Source organism: Bradyrhizobium sp. MOS001 (assembly GCF_004634465.1).
Taxonomy (GTDB): Bacteria; Pseudomonadota; Alphaproteobacteria; order Rhizobiales; family Xanthobacteraceae; genus Bradyrhizobium; species Bradyrhizobium barranii.
This window is the reverse complement of the sequence record NZ_SPVJ01000044.1, coordinates 53,733-67,301: the sequence shown is the minus strand read 5'-3', so window position 1 is coordinate 67,301 and position 13,569 is coordinate 53,733. Positions and strand designations below refer to the sequence as shown.

12 protein-coding genes and 1 pseudogene are annotated in these 13,569 nt (G+C 64.6%); 4 read left to right on the top strand and 9 right to left on the bottom strand.

Annotation, left to right across the window (positions count from 1 at the left end; all coding sequences use genetic code 11):
* Window positions 1–151, top strand: a pseudogene (locus CT676_RS34715) (IS110 family transposase); the annotation flags it as partial.
* Between the two features lie 100 nt (window positions 152–251).
* Here the strand turns inward: CT676_RS34715 and CT676_RS34710 are convergent.
* Both CT676_RS34710 and htpX read right to left on the bottom strand, forming a co-directional pair.
* Window positions 252–893 (bottom strand): tetratricopeptide repeat protein, encoded by a 642-nt coding sequence (locus tag CT676_RS34710; RefSeq protein WP_135216346.1) that lies wholly within the window; start codon window positions 891–893, stop codon window positions 252–254.
* Between the two features lie 149 nt (window positions 894–1,042).
* The gene (htpX, locus tag CT676_RS34705; RefSeq protein ID WP_085398222.1) at window positions 1,043–1,999 is read right to left on the bottom strand and encodes a zinc metalloprotease HtpX; all 957 of its coding nucleotides are present in this window, start codon (window positions 1,997–1,999) and stop codon (window positions 1,043–1,045) included.
* Window positions 2,000–2,333: 334 nt separating this feature from the next.
* On the opposite strand from htpX, the gene CT676_RS34700 reads away from it, so the two are divergent.
* The 3 genes from CT676_RS34700 (at window position 2,334) to CT676_RS34690 (ending at window position 5,520) form a co-directional block, all read left to right on the top strand.
* The gene (locus CT676_RS34700) at window positions 2,334–3,635 is read left to right on the top strand and encodes a lytic murein transglycosylase (protein ID WP_135216345.1); all 1,302 of its coding nucleotides are present in this window, start codon (window positions 2,334–2,336) and stop codon (window positions 3,633–3,635) included.
* Window positions 3,636–3,742: 107 nt separating this feature from the next.
* The gene (locus tag CT676_RS34695) at window positions 3,743–4,246 is read left to right on the top strand and encodes a DUF1993 domain-containing protein (protein ID WP_135216344.1); all 504 of its coding nucleotides are present in this window, start codon (window positions 3,743–3,745) and stop codon (window positions 4,244–4,246) included.
* Window positions 4,247–4,419: 173 nt separating this feature from the next.
* Window positions 4,420–5,520: an alkene reductase gene (locus CT676_RS34690; RefSeq protein ID WP_135216343.1), complete on the top strand. Its 1,101-nt coding sequence runs from the start codon at window positions 4,420–4,422 to the stop codon at window positions 5,518–5,520.
* A gap of 223 nt (window positions 5,521–5,743) precedes the next feature.
* Here the strand turns inward: CT676_RS34690 and CT676_RS34685 are convergent, their stop codons facing one another.
* The 7 genes from CT676_RS34685 to glpD all read right to left on the bottom strand — a co-directional run bounded on the left by CT676_RS34685 (window position 5,744) and on the right by glpD (window position 13,460).
* On the bottom strand, window positions 5,744–7,486 hold the full coding sequence (locus CT676_RS34685; protein ID WP_166105572.1) for an ABC transporter substrate-binding protein: 1,743 nt from the start codon (window positions 7,484–7,486) through the stop codon (window positions 5,744–5,746).
* Between the two features lie 130 nt (window positions 7,487–7,616).
* Window positions 7,617–7,946 carry a DUF2160 domain-containing protein gene (locus tag CT676_RS34680; protein ID WP_135216342.1) on the bottom strand — a complete coding sequence of 110 codons (330 nt, stop codon included), beginning with the start codon at window positions 7,944–7,946 and terminating at the stop codon, window positions 7,617–7,619.
* Window positions 7,947–7,956: 10 nt separating this feature from the next.
* Window positions 7,957–8,763, bottom strand: coding sequence for a carbohydrate ABC transporter permease (locus tag CT676_RS34675; RefSeq protein WP_085398529.1), 807 nt, complete (start codon window positions 8,761–8,763; stop codon window positions 7,957–7,959).
* The gene (locus CT676_RS34670) at window positions 8,763–9,737 is read right to left on the bottom strand and encodes a sugar ABC transporter permease (RefSeq protein WP_085398530.1); all 975 of its coding nucleotides are present in this window, start codon (window positions 9,735–9,737) and stop codon (window positions 8,763–8,765) included. The genes CT676_RS34675 and CT676_RS34670 overlap by 1 nt, the downstream gene beginning before the upstream one ends.
* A complete protein-coding gene (locus CT676_RS34665) occupies window positions 9,737–10,822 on the bottom strand; it encodes an ABC transporter ATP-binding protein (RefSeq protein ID WP_135216341.1) in 1,086 nt (361 codons plus the stop codon). The genes CT676_RS34670 and CT676_RS34665 overlap by 1 nt, the downstream gene beginning before the upstream one ends.
* A 14-nt stretch (window positions 10,823–10,836) precedes the next feature.
* Entirely contained in the window at window positions 10,837–11,913 is a 1,077-nt protein-coding gene (locus CT676_RS34660; RefSeq protein WP_135216340.1) for an ABC transporter ATP-binding protein, read from the bottom strand.
* Window positions 11,910–13,460, bottom strand: a complete 1,551-nt coding sequence (glpD, locus tag CT676_RS34655; RefSeq protein ID WP_135216339.1) for a glycerol-3-phosphate dehydrogenase — start codon at window positions 13,458–13,460, stop codon at window positions 11,910–11,912. Before glpD ends, CT676_RS34660 begins: the two co-directional genes overlap by 4 nt.
* Window positions 13,461–13,569 lie beyond the last annotated feature (109 nt).

Sequence of the window (13,569 nt, the reverse complement as noted above, 5' to 3'; positions counted from 1 at the left end):
CAGACGTCACAACCCCGTCCTCAAGGCCTTCTTTGAGCGCCTCGTGGCCAATGGAAAGCCGAAGCTCGTTGCCCTGATCGCCGTCGCCCGCAAGCTGCTGACCATCCTCAATGTCATGATCAGGACGAAAACACCATGGCAACCCGCTTGACAGCGAACACAGTCGCTCACCCGTCTCGCCGCTATCGCGGCGAGCCACCCTCTCCCGCAAGGGGAGAGGGTCGCAGCGGCGAATGCGGCTCTAGATATCTCTACCGCCTCGGCGCGGGGGCCTGGTTCGGCTCGGCGCTCGCGAGCTCGGCGAGCTTGGCGCGGGCCGCGTCGCGGGTGCGGCCGTCCTTGCCGGCCGGCAGCGCGAGAGCGGCTTCGAAATCGGCGCGGGCGTCGTCGGCCTGGCCGCGGGCGAGGAATGCAAGGCCACGGTCGAGGCGGGCCTGCGCATCCGACGGGTCGAGACGGACCGCCGTGTTGTAGCTCAGGATGGCGCGATCGAGATCCCCGGTGGCGGCGAGCGCCAGACCGCGCTGGTAATAGGGCGCGGCGTGCCTGGGATCATGTGCGATCGCCTCATCGTAATCCTCGATGGCAAGCTCCAGGTCGCCGTTCTGCCGGCGCGCCTGCGCCCGGTCGCGATACAGCGAGGCGCGGTTGGGATTGAGGTGGATGGCCTCGTCGAAATCCGCGATCGCCCGCAGCCAGTCGCCGTGGCGCAACGCGATCCGTCCGCGCCCTTCATAGGCGAACGCGATCAGCGATCCCCGCAGCGGCGAGAATCCGATCACCGCCGAGCAGATGTCGGGCTCGTCCTCGTCCCCGCAATTGACGACCGTGTGCGTGGACAGGCCAATGAGCACGCCCAGGACGATCAACAATGGTACCGCAGCTTTGGTCATCTTCGACCGTGGCAGGCAGAGGACCGGCCACGCATCCCCTTTCGAAGGAACAGTCTCGCCATGGTGTTAACACCGGCCGGGACCATCCTGTGTGCGCCAGGTCACAAAAGCTGGTCACAAAGCCGGGCGCGATTCCGGCCGGTTCCGCATCAGCCCCAAGGGCCACGGGAAGGACCAGGTGAAGGGCCGCGTGAGGACGACTGCCCCCACGGGCTCCGCGGCGGATAGTTTTCGTTGGCACCGACCGACGGAGATGCCTGCGCGCCGAGTTCGGCCGCGAGCTGCTGGAGCGCCGCGATACGGTTCTGCGTCGAAGGATGGGTGGCGAACAGATTGTCCACACCATGGCCCGACAGCGGGTTGATGATGAACATGTGCGCGGTCGCGGGGTTTCTCTCGGCATCGTAGTTCGGGACCTGATGCGCGGCGCCTTCGATCTTCAGCAGCGCCGACGCCAGCCACATCGGCTGGCCCGCAATGCGCGCGCCGAGATTGTCCGCGGCATATTCGCGGGTACGGCTGATCGCCATCTGCACCAGCATGGCGCCGATCGGGGCGAGGATCATCATCAGGATCGAGCCGACGATGCCGGGGCCGTTGTTGTCGCGATGGCCACCGAAGAACATGCCGAACTGCGCCAGCATCGAGATCGCGCCGGCAATGGTCGCGGTAACAGTCATCAGCAGCGTGTCGTGATGCTTGATATGTGCGAGCTCGTGCGCGATCACGCCGGCAAGTTCCTCGCGGCTGAGCTGATGCACAAGGCCGGTGGTGACGGCGACCGCGGCATTCTGCGGGTTGCGCCCGGTCGCGAACGCGTTGGGCTGCGCCTCGTCCATCACGAACACACGCGGCATCGGCAGCGAGGCGCGGCCCGCAAGCTCGGCGACGAGCCCGACCAGCTCCGGCGCGCTGGCGCGGTCGACCTCATGGGCGCCGTACATGCGGAGCACCATGCGGTCGGAGTTCCAGTAGGTGAAGAGATTGGTCGCGGCGGCAATGACGAGCGCGATCATGGCGCCGGCGGCGCCGCCGATCAGATAGCCGACGCCCATGAACAGGGCGGTGAGGCCGGCGAGCAGCATTGCGGTACGAAGATAGTTCATGGCCGTCTCCCAGGGCGGCCGCGGGCAAACCTCTGGCCGGCGCCATTGAGGTAGGGATGACCCCGGCCCGGGTGCAAGGTTTCAAGGTGCGTCGCGGGGCCGCGGCTATGCCCAACATTGCATTTCCGTCATGCCCGGGCTTGTCCCGCCTGCGCGGCCGAAGCCGCTTCGGCGCGGCGAAGGCCCGGGCATCCACGTTCTTCCTCTACACAAGCCCCGAAAGGCGTGGATGGCTGGGACAAGCCCGGCCATGACGAAGGGATGGTTTGAGGCGCTCAATTCACTTAAGCTTTAGCAAGATTCCACACGCGCCCTTCTCCCCGCCGGAAAGCTCATGCTCCAGACCCGATTTGCGATCGCGGCCGCCGCTCTGCTCGCCTTCGCCCTCCCCGCCTCCGCCCAGTTCGCGCCACCGCCCGCCAAGCCCATCGCGCCCAAAGCCACAACCCCGTCGCCGCGCGCGGCGTCGTGCCACAATGGCGCGAGCTTCGATCGTTTCCTGGCCGACGTGAAAAAGCAGGCCGTTACCGCCGGCGTGTCGCAGCGGACGATATCGGAAGCCTCGCCCTACCTCGTCTACGACCAGGGCATCGTCAATCGCGACCGCGGCCAGCGCGTGTTCGGCCAGCTCTTCACCGAATTTGCCGGCCGCATGGCCGCGCCCTATCGCATGCAGAACGGCCAGCAGCACATCAAGAGCCACGCGGCTGCGTTCGCGCGCGCCGAAAAGGAATACGGCGTGCCGCCGGCGGTGATCGCCGCGTTCTGGGGCCTCGAGAGCGATTTCGGCGTTAACATGGGCAATCTGCCGACGCTGAAATCGTTGGTGTCGCTGGCCTATGACTGCCGCCGCTCGGAGATGTTCGTGAACGAGACCATCGCCGCGCTGAAGATCATCGACCGTGGCGATCTCACACCCGACGAGATGGTCGGCTCCTGGGCCGGCGAGCTCGGGCAGACGCAATTCCTGCCCGTGCATTACGTCAACTACGCCGTCGACTATGACGGCGACGGCCGGCGCGATCTCTTGCGCAGCGAGGACGACGTGATCGGCTCGACCGCGAACTACATCGCCAACGGATTGAAGTGGCGGCGCGGCGAGCCGTGGCTCGAAGAGATCAAGGTGCCGCAGAACCTGCCCTGGGATCAGACCGACCTCACGGTGCAGCAGCCGCGCTCGAAATGGTCGCAGTTGGGAGTCACCTATCCCGACGGCCGTCCGCTGCCGAACGACAATCTCGCGTCGTCCGTGCTGCTGCCGATGGGGCGCAACGGACCTGCCTTCATGGCGTATGCGAATTTCGCGGCCTACACCGAGTGGAATAACTCGCTGATCTATTCGACCACCGCGGGCTATCTCGCCACCCGCATCGCGGGCGCGGCTCCGATGCGCAAGCCGGCCCAACCGGTCGCGCAACTGCCGTTCAACGAGCTCAAGCAATTGCAGCAGCTCCTGGTCCAGGCCGGCTTCAATGTCGGCAAGGTCGACGGCGTGCTGGGCCAGCAGAGCCGCGCCGCCGTGAAGGCGATGCAGATCAAATACGGCCTGCCCGCCGATTCCTGGCCGACCGCCGAGCTGCTCGCGCGGATGCGCGGCGGCACGGCCCAGGCGCAGCCGGCGGGGATGATCCGGTAGAATTTTCGCACCGCACAAGCCGCTCTCGCGATTGTAATTTTCCGTGATGCTCCCATGTGAGTGGCTCAGGTTTCTCCTGAGATTTCCCATTCACAAGCGAGCATCACATGTCCTTCCACGACGCCGTCGTCCCCGCGTACTTGCAAATGCTGAACAGCCTGACCGGCCTGCTCACCAAAGCCGAGGCGCATTGCGCGGCCAAAAAGATCGACCCGAGCGTCCTGCTCGGCTCGCGCCTCTTCCCGGACATGCTGCCGCTGTCGAAGCAGATCCAGCTCGCCAGCGATTTCGCCGCCAAGGGCTGCGCCAGGCTGACCCATAGCGAGGTGCCTTCGATGCCCGACACGGAAAAGACGTTTGAGGAGCTGAAGCAGCGGCTCGCCAAGACGATCGACTACGTGAAATCGTACAAGCCGGAGCAGTTCGAAGGCGCCGACACCAAGGACGTGACCTTCCCGGCGGGCCCGGACCGGACCATGACGCTCAAGGGCCAGCAGTTCTTCAGCGGGGTCTCGCTGCCGAACTTCTATTTCCACGCCACCACCGCTCACGGCATCATGCGTCATAACGGCATCGAGATCGGCAAGCGCGATTTCCTCGGCGCGAACTGAGGGATCGCAGGCCGTGGCAGCGCAAATCCGCTGTCATGGCCGGGATTGCACATGAATCATGCTACGCGGGCCAGGCCGCGTAGCTCGCCTGCACTTTCCGTATGGCTCCTCCCTTGCGCCTGATGTCGCGATGCACAAGTGTTCGTGATCTCTCACCGCCTGGAAGCATTCCCATGAGCCGCCCGACCAAATTGCTAGAGACCTACAAGCTCGGCCCGATCACGCTGGCAAACCGCCTCGTGATGGCGCCGCTGACGCGCAACCGCGCCGCGCCCGGCACGTTCGTGCCGAGCCCGCTTGCTGCCGATTATTACGGCCAGCGCGCCTCCGCAGGTCTCCTGGTCACCGAAGCGAGCCAGATCTCACAGCAGGGCCAGGGCTACCAGGACACGCCCGGCATCTACAGCAAGGACCAGGTCGCCGGCTGGCGCAAGGTCACCGACCGCGTGCATGAGCGCGGCGGCAAGATCTTCATCCAGCTCTGGCATGTCGGCCGCATCTCGCATGTCGATCACCAGGCCAATGGCGCAGCCCCGGTGGCGCCGAGCGCGATCCGCGCCAAGGGCAAGACCTTCGTCAACGGTACCTTCGCCGACGTCTCCGAGCCCCGCGCGCTCGAGCTCTCCGAACTTCCCGGCATCACCGACGACTTCAAGCGCGCCACCAAGAATGCGCTCGAGGCCGGTTTCGACGGCGTCGAGATCCACGGCGCCAACGGCTATCTGCTCGACCAGTTCGCGAGGGACGGCGCCAACAAGCGCACCGATGCTTACGGCGGCTCCATCGAAAACCGCGCGCGGCTGATGCTCGAGGTCTCCAAGGCCGTTGCCGCCGAGGCCGGCGCCGACCGCACCGGCATCCGCATCTCGCCGGTGACGCCGGCCAACGACCTCTCCGACTCCAATCCGCAGGCCTTGTTCGATCACATCGTCGACGGTCTCAACGCACTCAAGCTCGTCTATCTGCACGTGGTCGAAGGCGCCACCGGCGGCGCGCGCGACATCGCCCCGTTCGACTATGCGGGCCTGCGCAAGCGCTTCACTGGCGCCTATATCGCCAACAACGGCTACGACTTCGATCTCGCCACCAAGGTGCTGGACGCGAACGCGGCCGATCTCATTGCGTTCGGCAAGCCGTTCATCTCCAACCCCGACCTGGTCGAGCGGCTGAAGACGGGCGCGACGCTGAACGATTGGGACAAGAACACGTTCTACGGCGGCGGCGCCAAGGGCTACACGGATTATCCGACGCTCGCGGCCGAGCCGGCGGAGTAATTTCCTCTCCACACATGACGCTGTCATGCCCCGCGAAGGCGGGGCATCCAGTACGCCGCGGCTCTTCGGTTCAATCACGACCGTCTCTGGAATACTGGATCGCCCGATCAAGTCGGGCGATGACAGCGAGTGTGTAGTCGGCACAATCGCCATTCTCGACATCCGCCAGAAAAAAGGCCGGGATCGCTCCCGGCCTTTCGTGTTTGATGACGCTATGCCCCGCTTACTTCGCTTCCGCGCGCTTGGGCGGGGACGCCGGCCACGACTTGATCAGCGTGTCGTAGTCGACCGTCTCGCCCTTCGGCTTCTCGTTGGCGAGCTTGCGCTGCGGCGCGATGGTGCCGTCCTTCTGGGCCTTGGCGTACCAGAACTCGGCGGTCTCCTTCTTGTGCAGCTTCGGACCGCAGGCGCCCTGCACGCCGGACTTCTCGAGACGCTCCATGACGGAGTCCTGGGCAGCCGCGAGTGCATCCATCGCGGCTTGCGGCGTCTTCGCACCGGACGACGCATCGCCGATGTTCTGCCACCAGAGCTGCGCGAGCTTCGGATAGTCAGGCACGTTGTTGCCGGTCGGGGTCCACTGCACGCGCGCGGGCGAACGGTAGAACTCGATCAGGCCGCCGAGCTTCGGCGCACGCTCGGTGAACGACTTGTCCCAGATGTCGGATTCACGGATGAAGGTGAGACCGACATGGCTCTTCTTCAGCGACACCGTCTTGGAGACGATGAACTGGAGATAGAGCCAGGCCGCCTTGCGGCGGTCAGCCGGGGTCGACTTCAACAGCGTGAGCGAGCCGGCGTCCTGGTAGCCGAGCTTCATGCCTTCCTTCCAGTACGAACCGTGCGGCGACGGAGCCATACGCCATTTCGGCGTACCGTCCGCGTTCATCACGGCGATGCCCGGCTTCACCATGTCGGCGGTGAAGGCGGTGTACCAGAACATCTGCTGGGCGATGTTGCCCTGAGCCGGCACCGGACCCGACTCGGAGAAGGTCATGCCCTGGGCCTGCGGCGGGGCATACTTCTTCATCCACTCGAGGTACTTGGTGATCGAGTAGACCGCAGCCGGGCCGTTGGTGTCGCCACCACGCTCGACCGAGGAGCCGACCGGACGGCAGCCTTCCATGCGGATGCCCCATTCGTCGACCGGCAGACCGTTCGGGATGCCCTTGTCGCCGTTGCCGGCCATCGACAGCCAGGCGTCGGTGAAACGCCAGCCGAGCGAGGGATCCTTCTTGCCATAGTCCATATGGCCGTAGACCTTGACGCCGTTGACCTCCTTGATGTCGTTCGTGAAGAACTCGGCGATGTCTTCATAAGCGGACCAGTTCACGGGCACGCCGAGCTCGTAGCCATATTTTGCCTTGAACTTGGCTTTGTAGTCCGGGTTGGTGAACCAGTCGTAGCGGAACCAATAGAGGTTCGCGAACTGCTGGTCGGGCAGCTGATAGAGCTTGCCGTCCGGCGCGGTGCCGAACGACTTGCCGATGAAGTCGTTGACGTCGAGCTGGGGATCGGTGACGTCCTTGCCCTCGCCGGTCATGTAATCCGACAGTGCGATGGTCTGGCCGTAGCGGAAGTGCGTGCCGATCAGATCGGAATCGTTGATCCAGCCGTCATAGACGTTCTTGCCGGACTGCATCTGCGTCTGCAGCTTCTCGACGACGTCACCTTCCTGGATGATGTCGTGCTTGAGCTTGATGCCGGTGAGCTCGGAGAACGCCTTTGCCAGCGTCTGCGACTCGTATTCGTGGGTCGCGATGGTCTCGGAGACGACGTTGATCTCCATGCCCTTGAAGGGCTCGGCGGCCTTGGCAAACCACTCCAGCTCCTTCTTCTGCTCGTCCTTCGACAGCGTCGAGGGCTGGAATTCCGCAATCCACTTCTGGATCGCGGCGTCGTCGGCGGCGCGGACCGGCGCCGAGACGGCGAACGACACCGCCACGATGGCGGCGGCGCTGGACATGGTCAGAAAGCTATTCTTGGTCAATGGACCTTTCCTTCTCCTAAACTGTCGCATGTTGTTCCTCCGTTGCAGCGACAAAATTTTATACAGGCCCGGGTTGCCCCCGGATCTGGCCGTCCCTTCGCGAGCTTCAGACCGTGCGAAAAATGAGCACGGCCGTGGCCAGCGAAATTCCACTTGCGAGCCAGAGGCTCGAAATCTCAAAACCTTCCTCGCCAATCGGCAGGGTGGCGAGTGTATCGGTGCCGGCGAATGCGATCCACAGAAGGTGGATGACGGCCGCCGTGATCAGGGAGATGAACAGGCGGTCGCCCCGCGTCGTCGGAATGCTGAGCACGCCGACGCGCTCGGCTTCGGGATAGACCGCGGCGAGGTACGTCATGACCGCGAGGGTGGAGGCGAGCGCCACGAAGAAGATCGCCGTCGGCAGCGTCCAGGCCATCCATGCAATAGATTCCATCGATGCCTCCCTACACCCGACCGAGCGCGAAACCGCTCGCGATGTAATTGCGGACGAACCAGATCACCAGCGCGCCCGGGATGATGGTAAGCACGCCGGCCGCGGCCAGCAGGCCCCAGTCCATGCCCGCAGCCGACACCGTACGCGTCATGATCGCCGCGATCGGTTTTGCCTGCACCGAGGTCAGCGTCCGCGCGAGCAGGAGCTCGACCCAGGAAAACATGAAGCAGAAGAAGGCGGCGACGCCGATGCCGCTCGCGATCAGCGGCACCAGGATCCTGATGAAGAAGCGCGGAAAGGAATAGCCGTCGAGGAAGGCGGTCTCGTCGATCTCGCGCGGCACGCCGGAGACGAAGCCTTCGAGGATCCACACCGCCAGCGGAACGTTGAAGATGCAATGCGCGAGCGCGACCGCCCAGGGCGTATCGAACAGCCCGATCGCCGAATAGAGGTTGAAGAACGGCAGCGCATAGACCGCCGCCGGGGCCATGCGGTTCGACAGCAGCCAAAAGAACAGGTGCTTGTCGCCGAGGAAGCGGTAGCGCGAGAACGCGTAGGCCGCGGGCAGCGCCACCGAGATCGAGATGATGGTGTTGAGGACGACGTATTTGAGCGAGTTGATGTAGCCGGAGTACCAGCTCTCGTCGGTGAAGATGCGCTTGTAATGCTGCAGCGTCGGGGAATGCGGCCACAGCGTCATCGTCGAGACGATTTCTGCGTTGGTCTTGAAGCTCATGTTGACGAGCCAGTAGATCGGCAACAACAGGAAGATCAGAAACAGCGCCATGATGACGCGGCGGCCGGGAATTGAGTGCATCAGGCCACTCCTTCCTTTGGCTTGAGTGCAGTCACGGGCTTGAGCACGGCCGAAGGCTTGGGCTCCGTCGCCGGCTCGGTCTCGGCCTGGACTTTGCGTTCGGCGCCGGCATTGGTCATGACGGTATAGAATATCCAGCAGACGATCAGGATGATCAGATTATAGACCAGCGAGAGCGCCGCGGCCTTGCCGAGGTCGAACTGGCCGAGCGCGATCTTGACGAGCTCGATCGACACGAAGGTCGTCGAGTTGCCGGGTCCGCCACCCGTCACCACGAACGGCTCGGTGTAGATCATGAACGAGTCCATGAAGCGCAGCAGCACGGCGATCAGGAGCACGCGGTTCATCTTCGGCAGCTGGATCGCCTTGAACACGGCCCAGCGCGAGGCGCCGTCGATCTGAGCTGCCTGGTAATAGGCCTCGGGGATCGACTTCAGGCCGGCGTAGCACAGCAGCGCGACCAGGCTGGTCCAGTGCCAGACGTCCATCACGATGACGGTAACCCAGGCATCGACGGCGTTGGAGACGTAGTTGTAGTCGATGCCGATCGCATTGAGCACATAGCCCATCAGACCGATGTCGGGCCGGCCGAAGATCTGCCAGATCGTGCCGACCACGTTCCACGGAATCAGCAGCGGCAGCGCGAGGATGACGAGGCAGGCCGCGACCGTCCAGCCCTGGCGCGGCATCGACAGCGCGACGACGATGCCGAGCGGCACCTCGATCGCGAGGATCACCATCGAGAAGAACAGATTGCGGCCGAGCGAGGCGAGGAATCGGCCGCCGAGATCGGTCGAGGGATCGAGCAGTTCCTTGAACCAGCCGACGCCGTTCCAGAAGAACTGGTTGTTGCCGAAGGTGTCCTGCATCGAATAGTTCACGACCGTCATCAGCGGCAGCACCGCCGAGAAGGCCACGACCAGGAACACCGGCAGCACCAGGAACCAGGCTTTTTGGTTGACGGTCTTGTCCATCAGGCGGCTCCCTCCACCAGAAGGCTGTCGGCATAGACGTGGACATGCGCCGGATCGAATTTCAGCCCGGCGCTGCCGTCCGCGCTGGTGAAGCCCGCCGGCGCGCGCGCCGCGATCTTGGCCTCGCCGATGCGGACGCGCGCGAAGCGGATGCGGCCGAGGTCGTCGATGCGGTCGATCTTCGCACGGAGCAATCCGGGTGCGGGCGCGACGGCATCGACGAACTCCGGACGCACGCCGATCTCGATCTTGGCGCCGGCAGGCAGGCTGTCATAGCTGCGGTTGAGCGCGATGACATTCCCGCCGATGCGCGCCTCGCGCCCCTTCACCTCGGCCGGCAGGATGTTCATGCCGGGCGAGCCGATGAAATAGCCCACGAAGGTGTGCGCCGGCTTGTCGAACAGCTCGGCGGGCGTGCCGCTCTGCACCACGCGGCCGTCATGCATGACAACAACGGTGTCGGCAAAGGTGAGCGCCTCGGTCTGGTCGTGGGTGACGTAGATCATCGTCAGGTCGAGCTCGCGATGCAGCGCCTTCAGCTTGGAGCGGAGCTGCCATTTCAGCTCGGGATCGATCACGGTCAGCGGCTCGTCGAACAGCACGGCGGCGACGTCGGAGCGGACCAGGCCGCGGCCGAGCGAGATTTTTTGCTTGGCATCCGCCGTGAGGCGCGTCGCCTTGCGATTGAGATAGGGCTCAAGATCGAGCAAGCGGCCGATCTCGGCGACGCGCTTGTCGATCTCGGCCTTCGGCACGCCGCGGTTCTTCAGCGGAAACGCCAGGTTCTGCCCCACCGTCATGGTGTCGTAGATCACCGGAAACTGGAACACCTGGGCGATGTTGCGCTTCTGGGTTGACAGCGGTGTGATGTCCTGGCCGTCGAACAGGATTTTCCCCCGCGACGGCGTGATGATGCCGGAGATGACGTTGAGCAGCGTGGTCTTGCCGCAACCGGACGGGCCGAGCAGCGCGTAAGCACCGCCCTGCCGCCAGGTCATGGTCACCGGCTTCAGCGCAAAGCTGTCCTGCGGCGCATCATTGCCGCCGTAGGAGTGGGCGAGATCGACGAGGTCAATGCGGGCCATGTCGCATCTCCCCCTTACGAGCTCGGCGCGGCGACCAGACGGTCGGCCGCGTCGAAGACGAAGATATCATTGGGATCGAGCACGGCATCGATGGTCTGGCCGGGCTCAAACTCGTGCACGCCGTGCAGCACTGCCACCCAGTTCGATCCGTCGCGGGTCAGGTGCACGAAACTCTCCGAACCGGTGATCTCGGTCACCGTCACCGTGGCGTGGAAGGCGTGGCGGTCGGTCTCGCCGTTGGCGAGGGCAAGCTGATGGGCGCGGAAACCGACGCGATAGGCGCCGTCGGCGAGCGATGAATAGAGCCCGGAGGCCGGCGCGGCGATGCCGCCCGCATATTGCACAGAGCCGTTCTTCTTCTCGATGCCGACGAGGTTGAGCGGCGGATCGGAGAACACCTGGGCGACCCGCAGCGTCTGCGGACGGCGGTAGACGTTCGGCGTCTCGCCGATCTGGAGCGCCTGCCCCTCCCACATGCAGACCGTGTTGCCGCCAAGCAGCAGCGCCTCGGTCGGCTCGGTGGTGGCATAGACGAAGATCGCGCCGGACGCCTCGAAGATGCGCGGCAGCTCGGTACGCAGCTCCTCGCGCAGCTTGTAGTCGAGATTGGCGAGCGGCTCGTCGAGCAGCACGAGATCGGCGCCCTTGACCAGCGCGCGCGCCATCGCAGTGCGCTGCTGCTGGCCACCGGAGAGCTGGAGCGGCGTGCGTTTCAGGAACGGCTCGAGCCGGAGCAGCCGCGCGGCTTCCGCGACACGCTTCTCGATCTCCTCGCGCGGCTTGCCCTGCACGCGCAGCGGCGAGGCGATGTTCTCGTAGACCGTCAGCGAGGGATAGTTGATGAACTGCTGATAGACCATCGCGACCGAACGCTTGCGCACGTCGACGCCGGTGACGTCCTTGCCGTTGACCAGCACCTTGCCCGTCGTCGGCTTGTCGAGGCCGGCGAGCAGCCGCATGATCGAGGTCTTGCCTGACAGCGTCGGCCCGAGCAGCACGTTGAGCGTGCCGCTCTCGAGCGTCAGCGAGACGTCGCGGATGTGCGATATCCCCTCGACGGTCCGGGTCACATGATCGAGCGTCACGGTCATGAGCGTCCTCCCGCTTCCAGCAGGGGACTTTGCGGCACAGCGTGGGTTGCAATCCAGTCGTTCAATGCAGCAACCTCGTCGGCAGATAGTCGCAGGCCAAGTTTGGAGCGGCGCCAGACGATGTCTTCCGCCGTGACCGCCCATTCATTGGCCATGAGGTAGCGGACCTCGCGTTCGGTCAGTGTCGCGCCGAAGGCCTGGCCGAGATCGGCGGCCGACTTGGCATCGCCAAGCAGCTTGATGGCGCGGGTACCATAGGCGCGCGCGAGGCGCCGCGCATGCTCATGGCTGAGGAAGGGATAGCCGCGCTGGAGTTCGGCGATCAGGCCGTCGACGTCGGACACGCCCATGTCGCCGCCGGGCAGCGGCCATTTGCCGGTCCAGCCTTCGCGCGCTTTCGCACTGCGAAGATAGGGTGCGAGCCGTTCCAACGCCTCTTCGGCGAGCCGGCGGTAGGTCGTGATCTTGCCGCCATAGATCGAGAGCAGCGGCACGCCGCCGGGTGTGTCGAGCTCAAACACGTAGTCGCGCGTCGCGGCCTTGGCTTCGCTGGCGCCGTCGTCATAGAGCGGTCGCACGCCGGAATAGGTCCAGACCACGTCCGCTGAAGTCACCGGCTTGGCCAGATACTCGCTCGCGGCGGCGCAAAGGTACTCGATCTCTTCGGGCGTCGCCTTCACCTTGGCGGGATCGCCGTCATAATCGCGATCGGTGGTGCCGATTAGCGTGAAATCGTCCTGGTACGGAATCACGAAGATGATGCGGCCGTCGGCGTTCTGGAACATGTAGGCGCGGTCGTGGTCGTAGAGCTTTTTGACTACGATGTGCGACCCCTGCACCAGGCGCACCTTGGCCTTCGCGTTCACGCCGGCGCCGCGGCCGAGCACATCCTCGACCCAGGGGCCGCCGGCATTGACCACCGCGCGGGCCTGGACCTGCGAACGCTCGCCGGTCAGCGTGTTGAGCATGCTGACGGTCCAGATGCCGCCGGACTGCTTGATATCCGTCGCGCGGGTGCGGGTGCGGATCTCGGCGCCCTTGTCCGCGGCATCGCGCGCGTTGAGCACGACGAGACGGGCGTCGTCGACGAAGCAGTCGGAATATTCGAACGCGCGGCTGTAGCGGTTCGGGATCAGCGGACGGCCGACCTCGTCGCGCCTGAGATCGACCGAACGCGTCGCCGGCAACAGGTGCCGGCCGCCGATATGGTCATAGAGGAAGAGGCCGAGGCGCAGCAGCCAGGCCGGGCGCAGGCCGGCGTGATGCGGCAAAACGAAACGCAGGGGACGGATGATATGGGGCGCGATGCCCCAGAGGATCTCGCGCTCGATCAGCGCCTCGCGGACCAGACGAAACTCATAATATTCGAGATAGCGCAGGCCGCCATGCACCAGCTTGGTCGACCAGGACGAGGTCCCGCTCGCCAAATCGTTCATTTCGCACAGGAAAACCGTGTTGCCCCGGCCCACCGCGTCGCGCGCGATGCCGCAGCCGTTAACACCGCCTCCGATAATGGCGAGGTCGAAAATACGCTCCAACAGACGCATCCCCCGGCGACCGCTCGTTCCTTCGAGCGACTACTTTCGTTTTTGATTAGATCACACCGAAAAACGAAAGCAAGATGAAAGAGAGGCGAAAGGAAGTGAAAGAGGAACT

What these genes read in the sequence shown, in the direction of transcription:
- CT676_RS34710 (WP_135216346.1), bottom strand. Translation starts at nt 893, where the DNA reads ATGACCAAAGCTGCGGTACCATTGTTGATCGTCCTGGGCGTGCTCATT.
- htpX (WP_085398222.1), bottom strand. Translation starts at nt 1,999, where the DNA reads ATGAACTATCTTCGTACCGCAATGCTGCTCGCCGGCCTCACCGCCCTG.
- CT676_RS34700 (WP_135216345.1), top strand. Translation starts at nt 2,334, where the DNA reads ATGCTCCAGACCCGATTTGCGATCGCGGCCGCCGCTCTGCTCGCCTTC.
- CT676_RS34695 (WP_135216344.1), top strand. Translation starts at nt 3,743, where the DNA reads ATGTCCTTCCACGACGCCGTCGTCCCCGCGTACTTGCAAATGCTGAAC.
- CT676_RS34690 (WP_135216343.1), top strand. Translation starts at nt 4,420, where the DNA reads ATGAGCCGCCCGACCAAATTGCTAGAGACCTACAAGCTCGGCCCGATC.
- CT676_RS34685 (WP_166105572.1), bottom strand. Translation starts at nt 7,486, where the DNA reads ATGTCCAGCGCCGCCGCCATCGTGGCGGTGTCGTTCGCCGTCTCGGCG.
- CT676_RS34680 (WP_135216342.1), bottom strand. Translation starts at nt 7,946, where the DNA reads ATGGAATCTATTGCATGGATGGCCTGGACGCTGCCGACGGCGATCTTC.
- CT676_RS34675 (WP_085398529.1), bottom strand. Translation starts at nt 8,763, where the DNA reads ATGCACTCAATTCCCGGCCGCCGCGTCATCATGGCGCTGTTTCTGATC.
- CT676_RS34670 (WP_085398530.1), bottom strand. Translation starts at nt 9,737, where the DNA reads ATGGACAAGACCGTCAACCAAAAAGCCTGGTTCCTGGTGCTGCCGGTG.
- CT676_RS34665 (WP_135216341.1), bottom strand. Translation starts at nt 10,822, where the DNA reads ATGGCCCGCATTGACCTCGTCGATCTCGCCCACTCCTACGGCGGCAAT.
- CT676_RS34660 (WP_135216340.1), bottom strand. Translation starts at nt 11,913, where the DNA reads ATGACCGTGACGCTCGATCATGTGACCCGGACCGTCGAGGGGATATCG.
- glpD (WP_135216339.1), bottom strand. Translation starts at nt 13,460, where the DNA reads ATGCGTCTGTTGGAGCGTATTTTCGACCTCGCCATTATCGGAGGCGGT.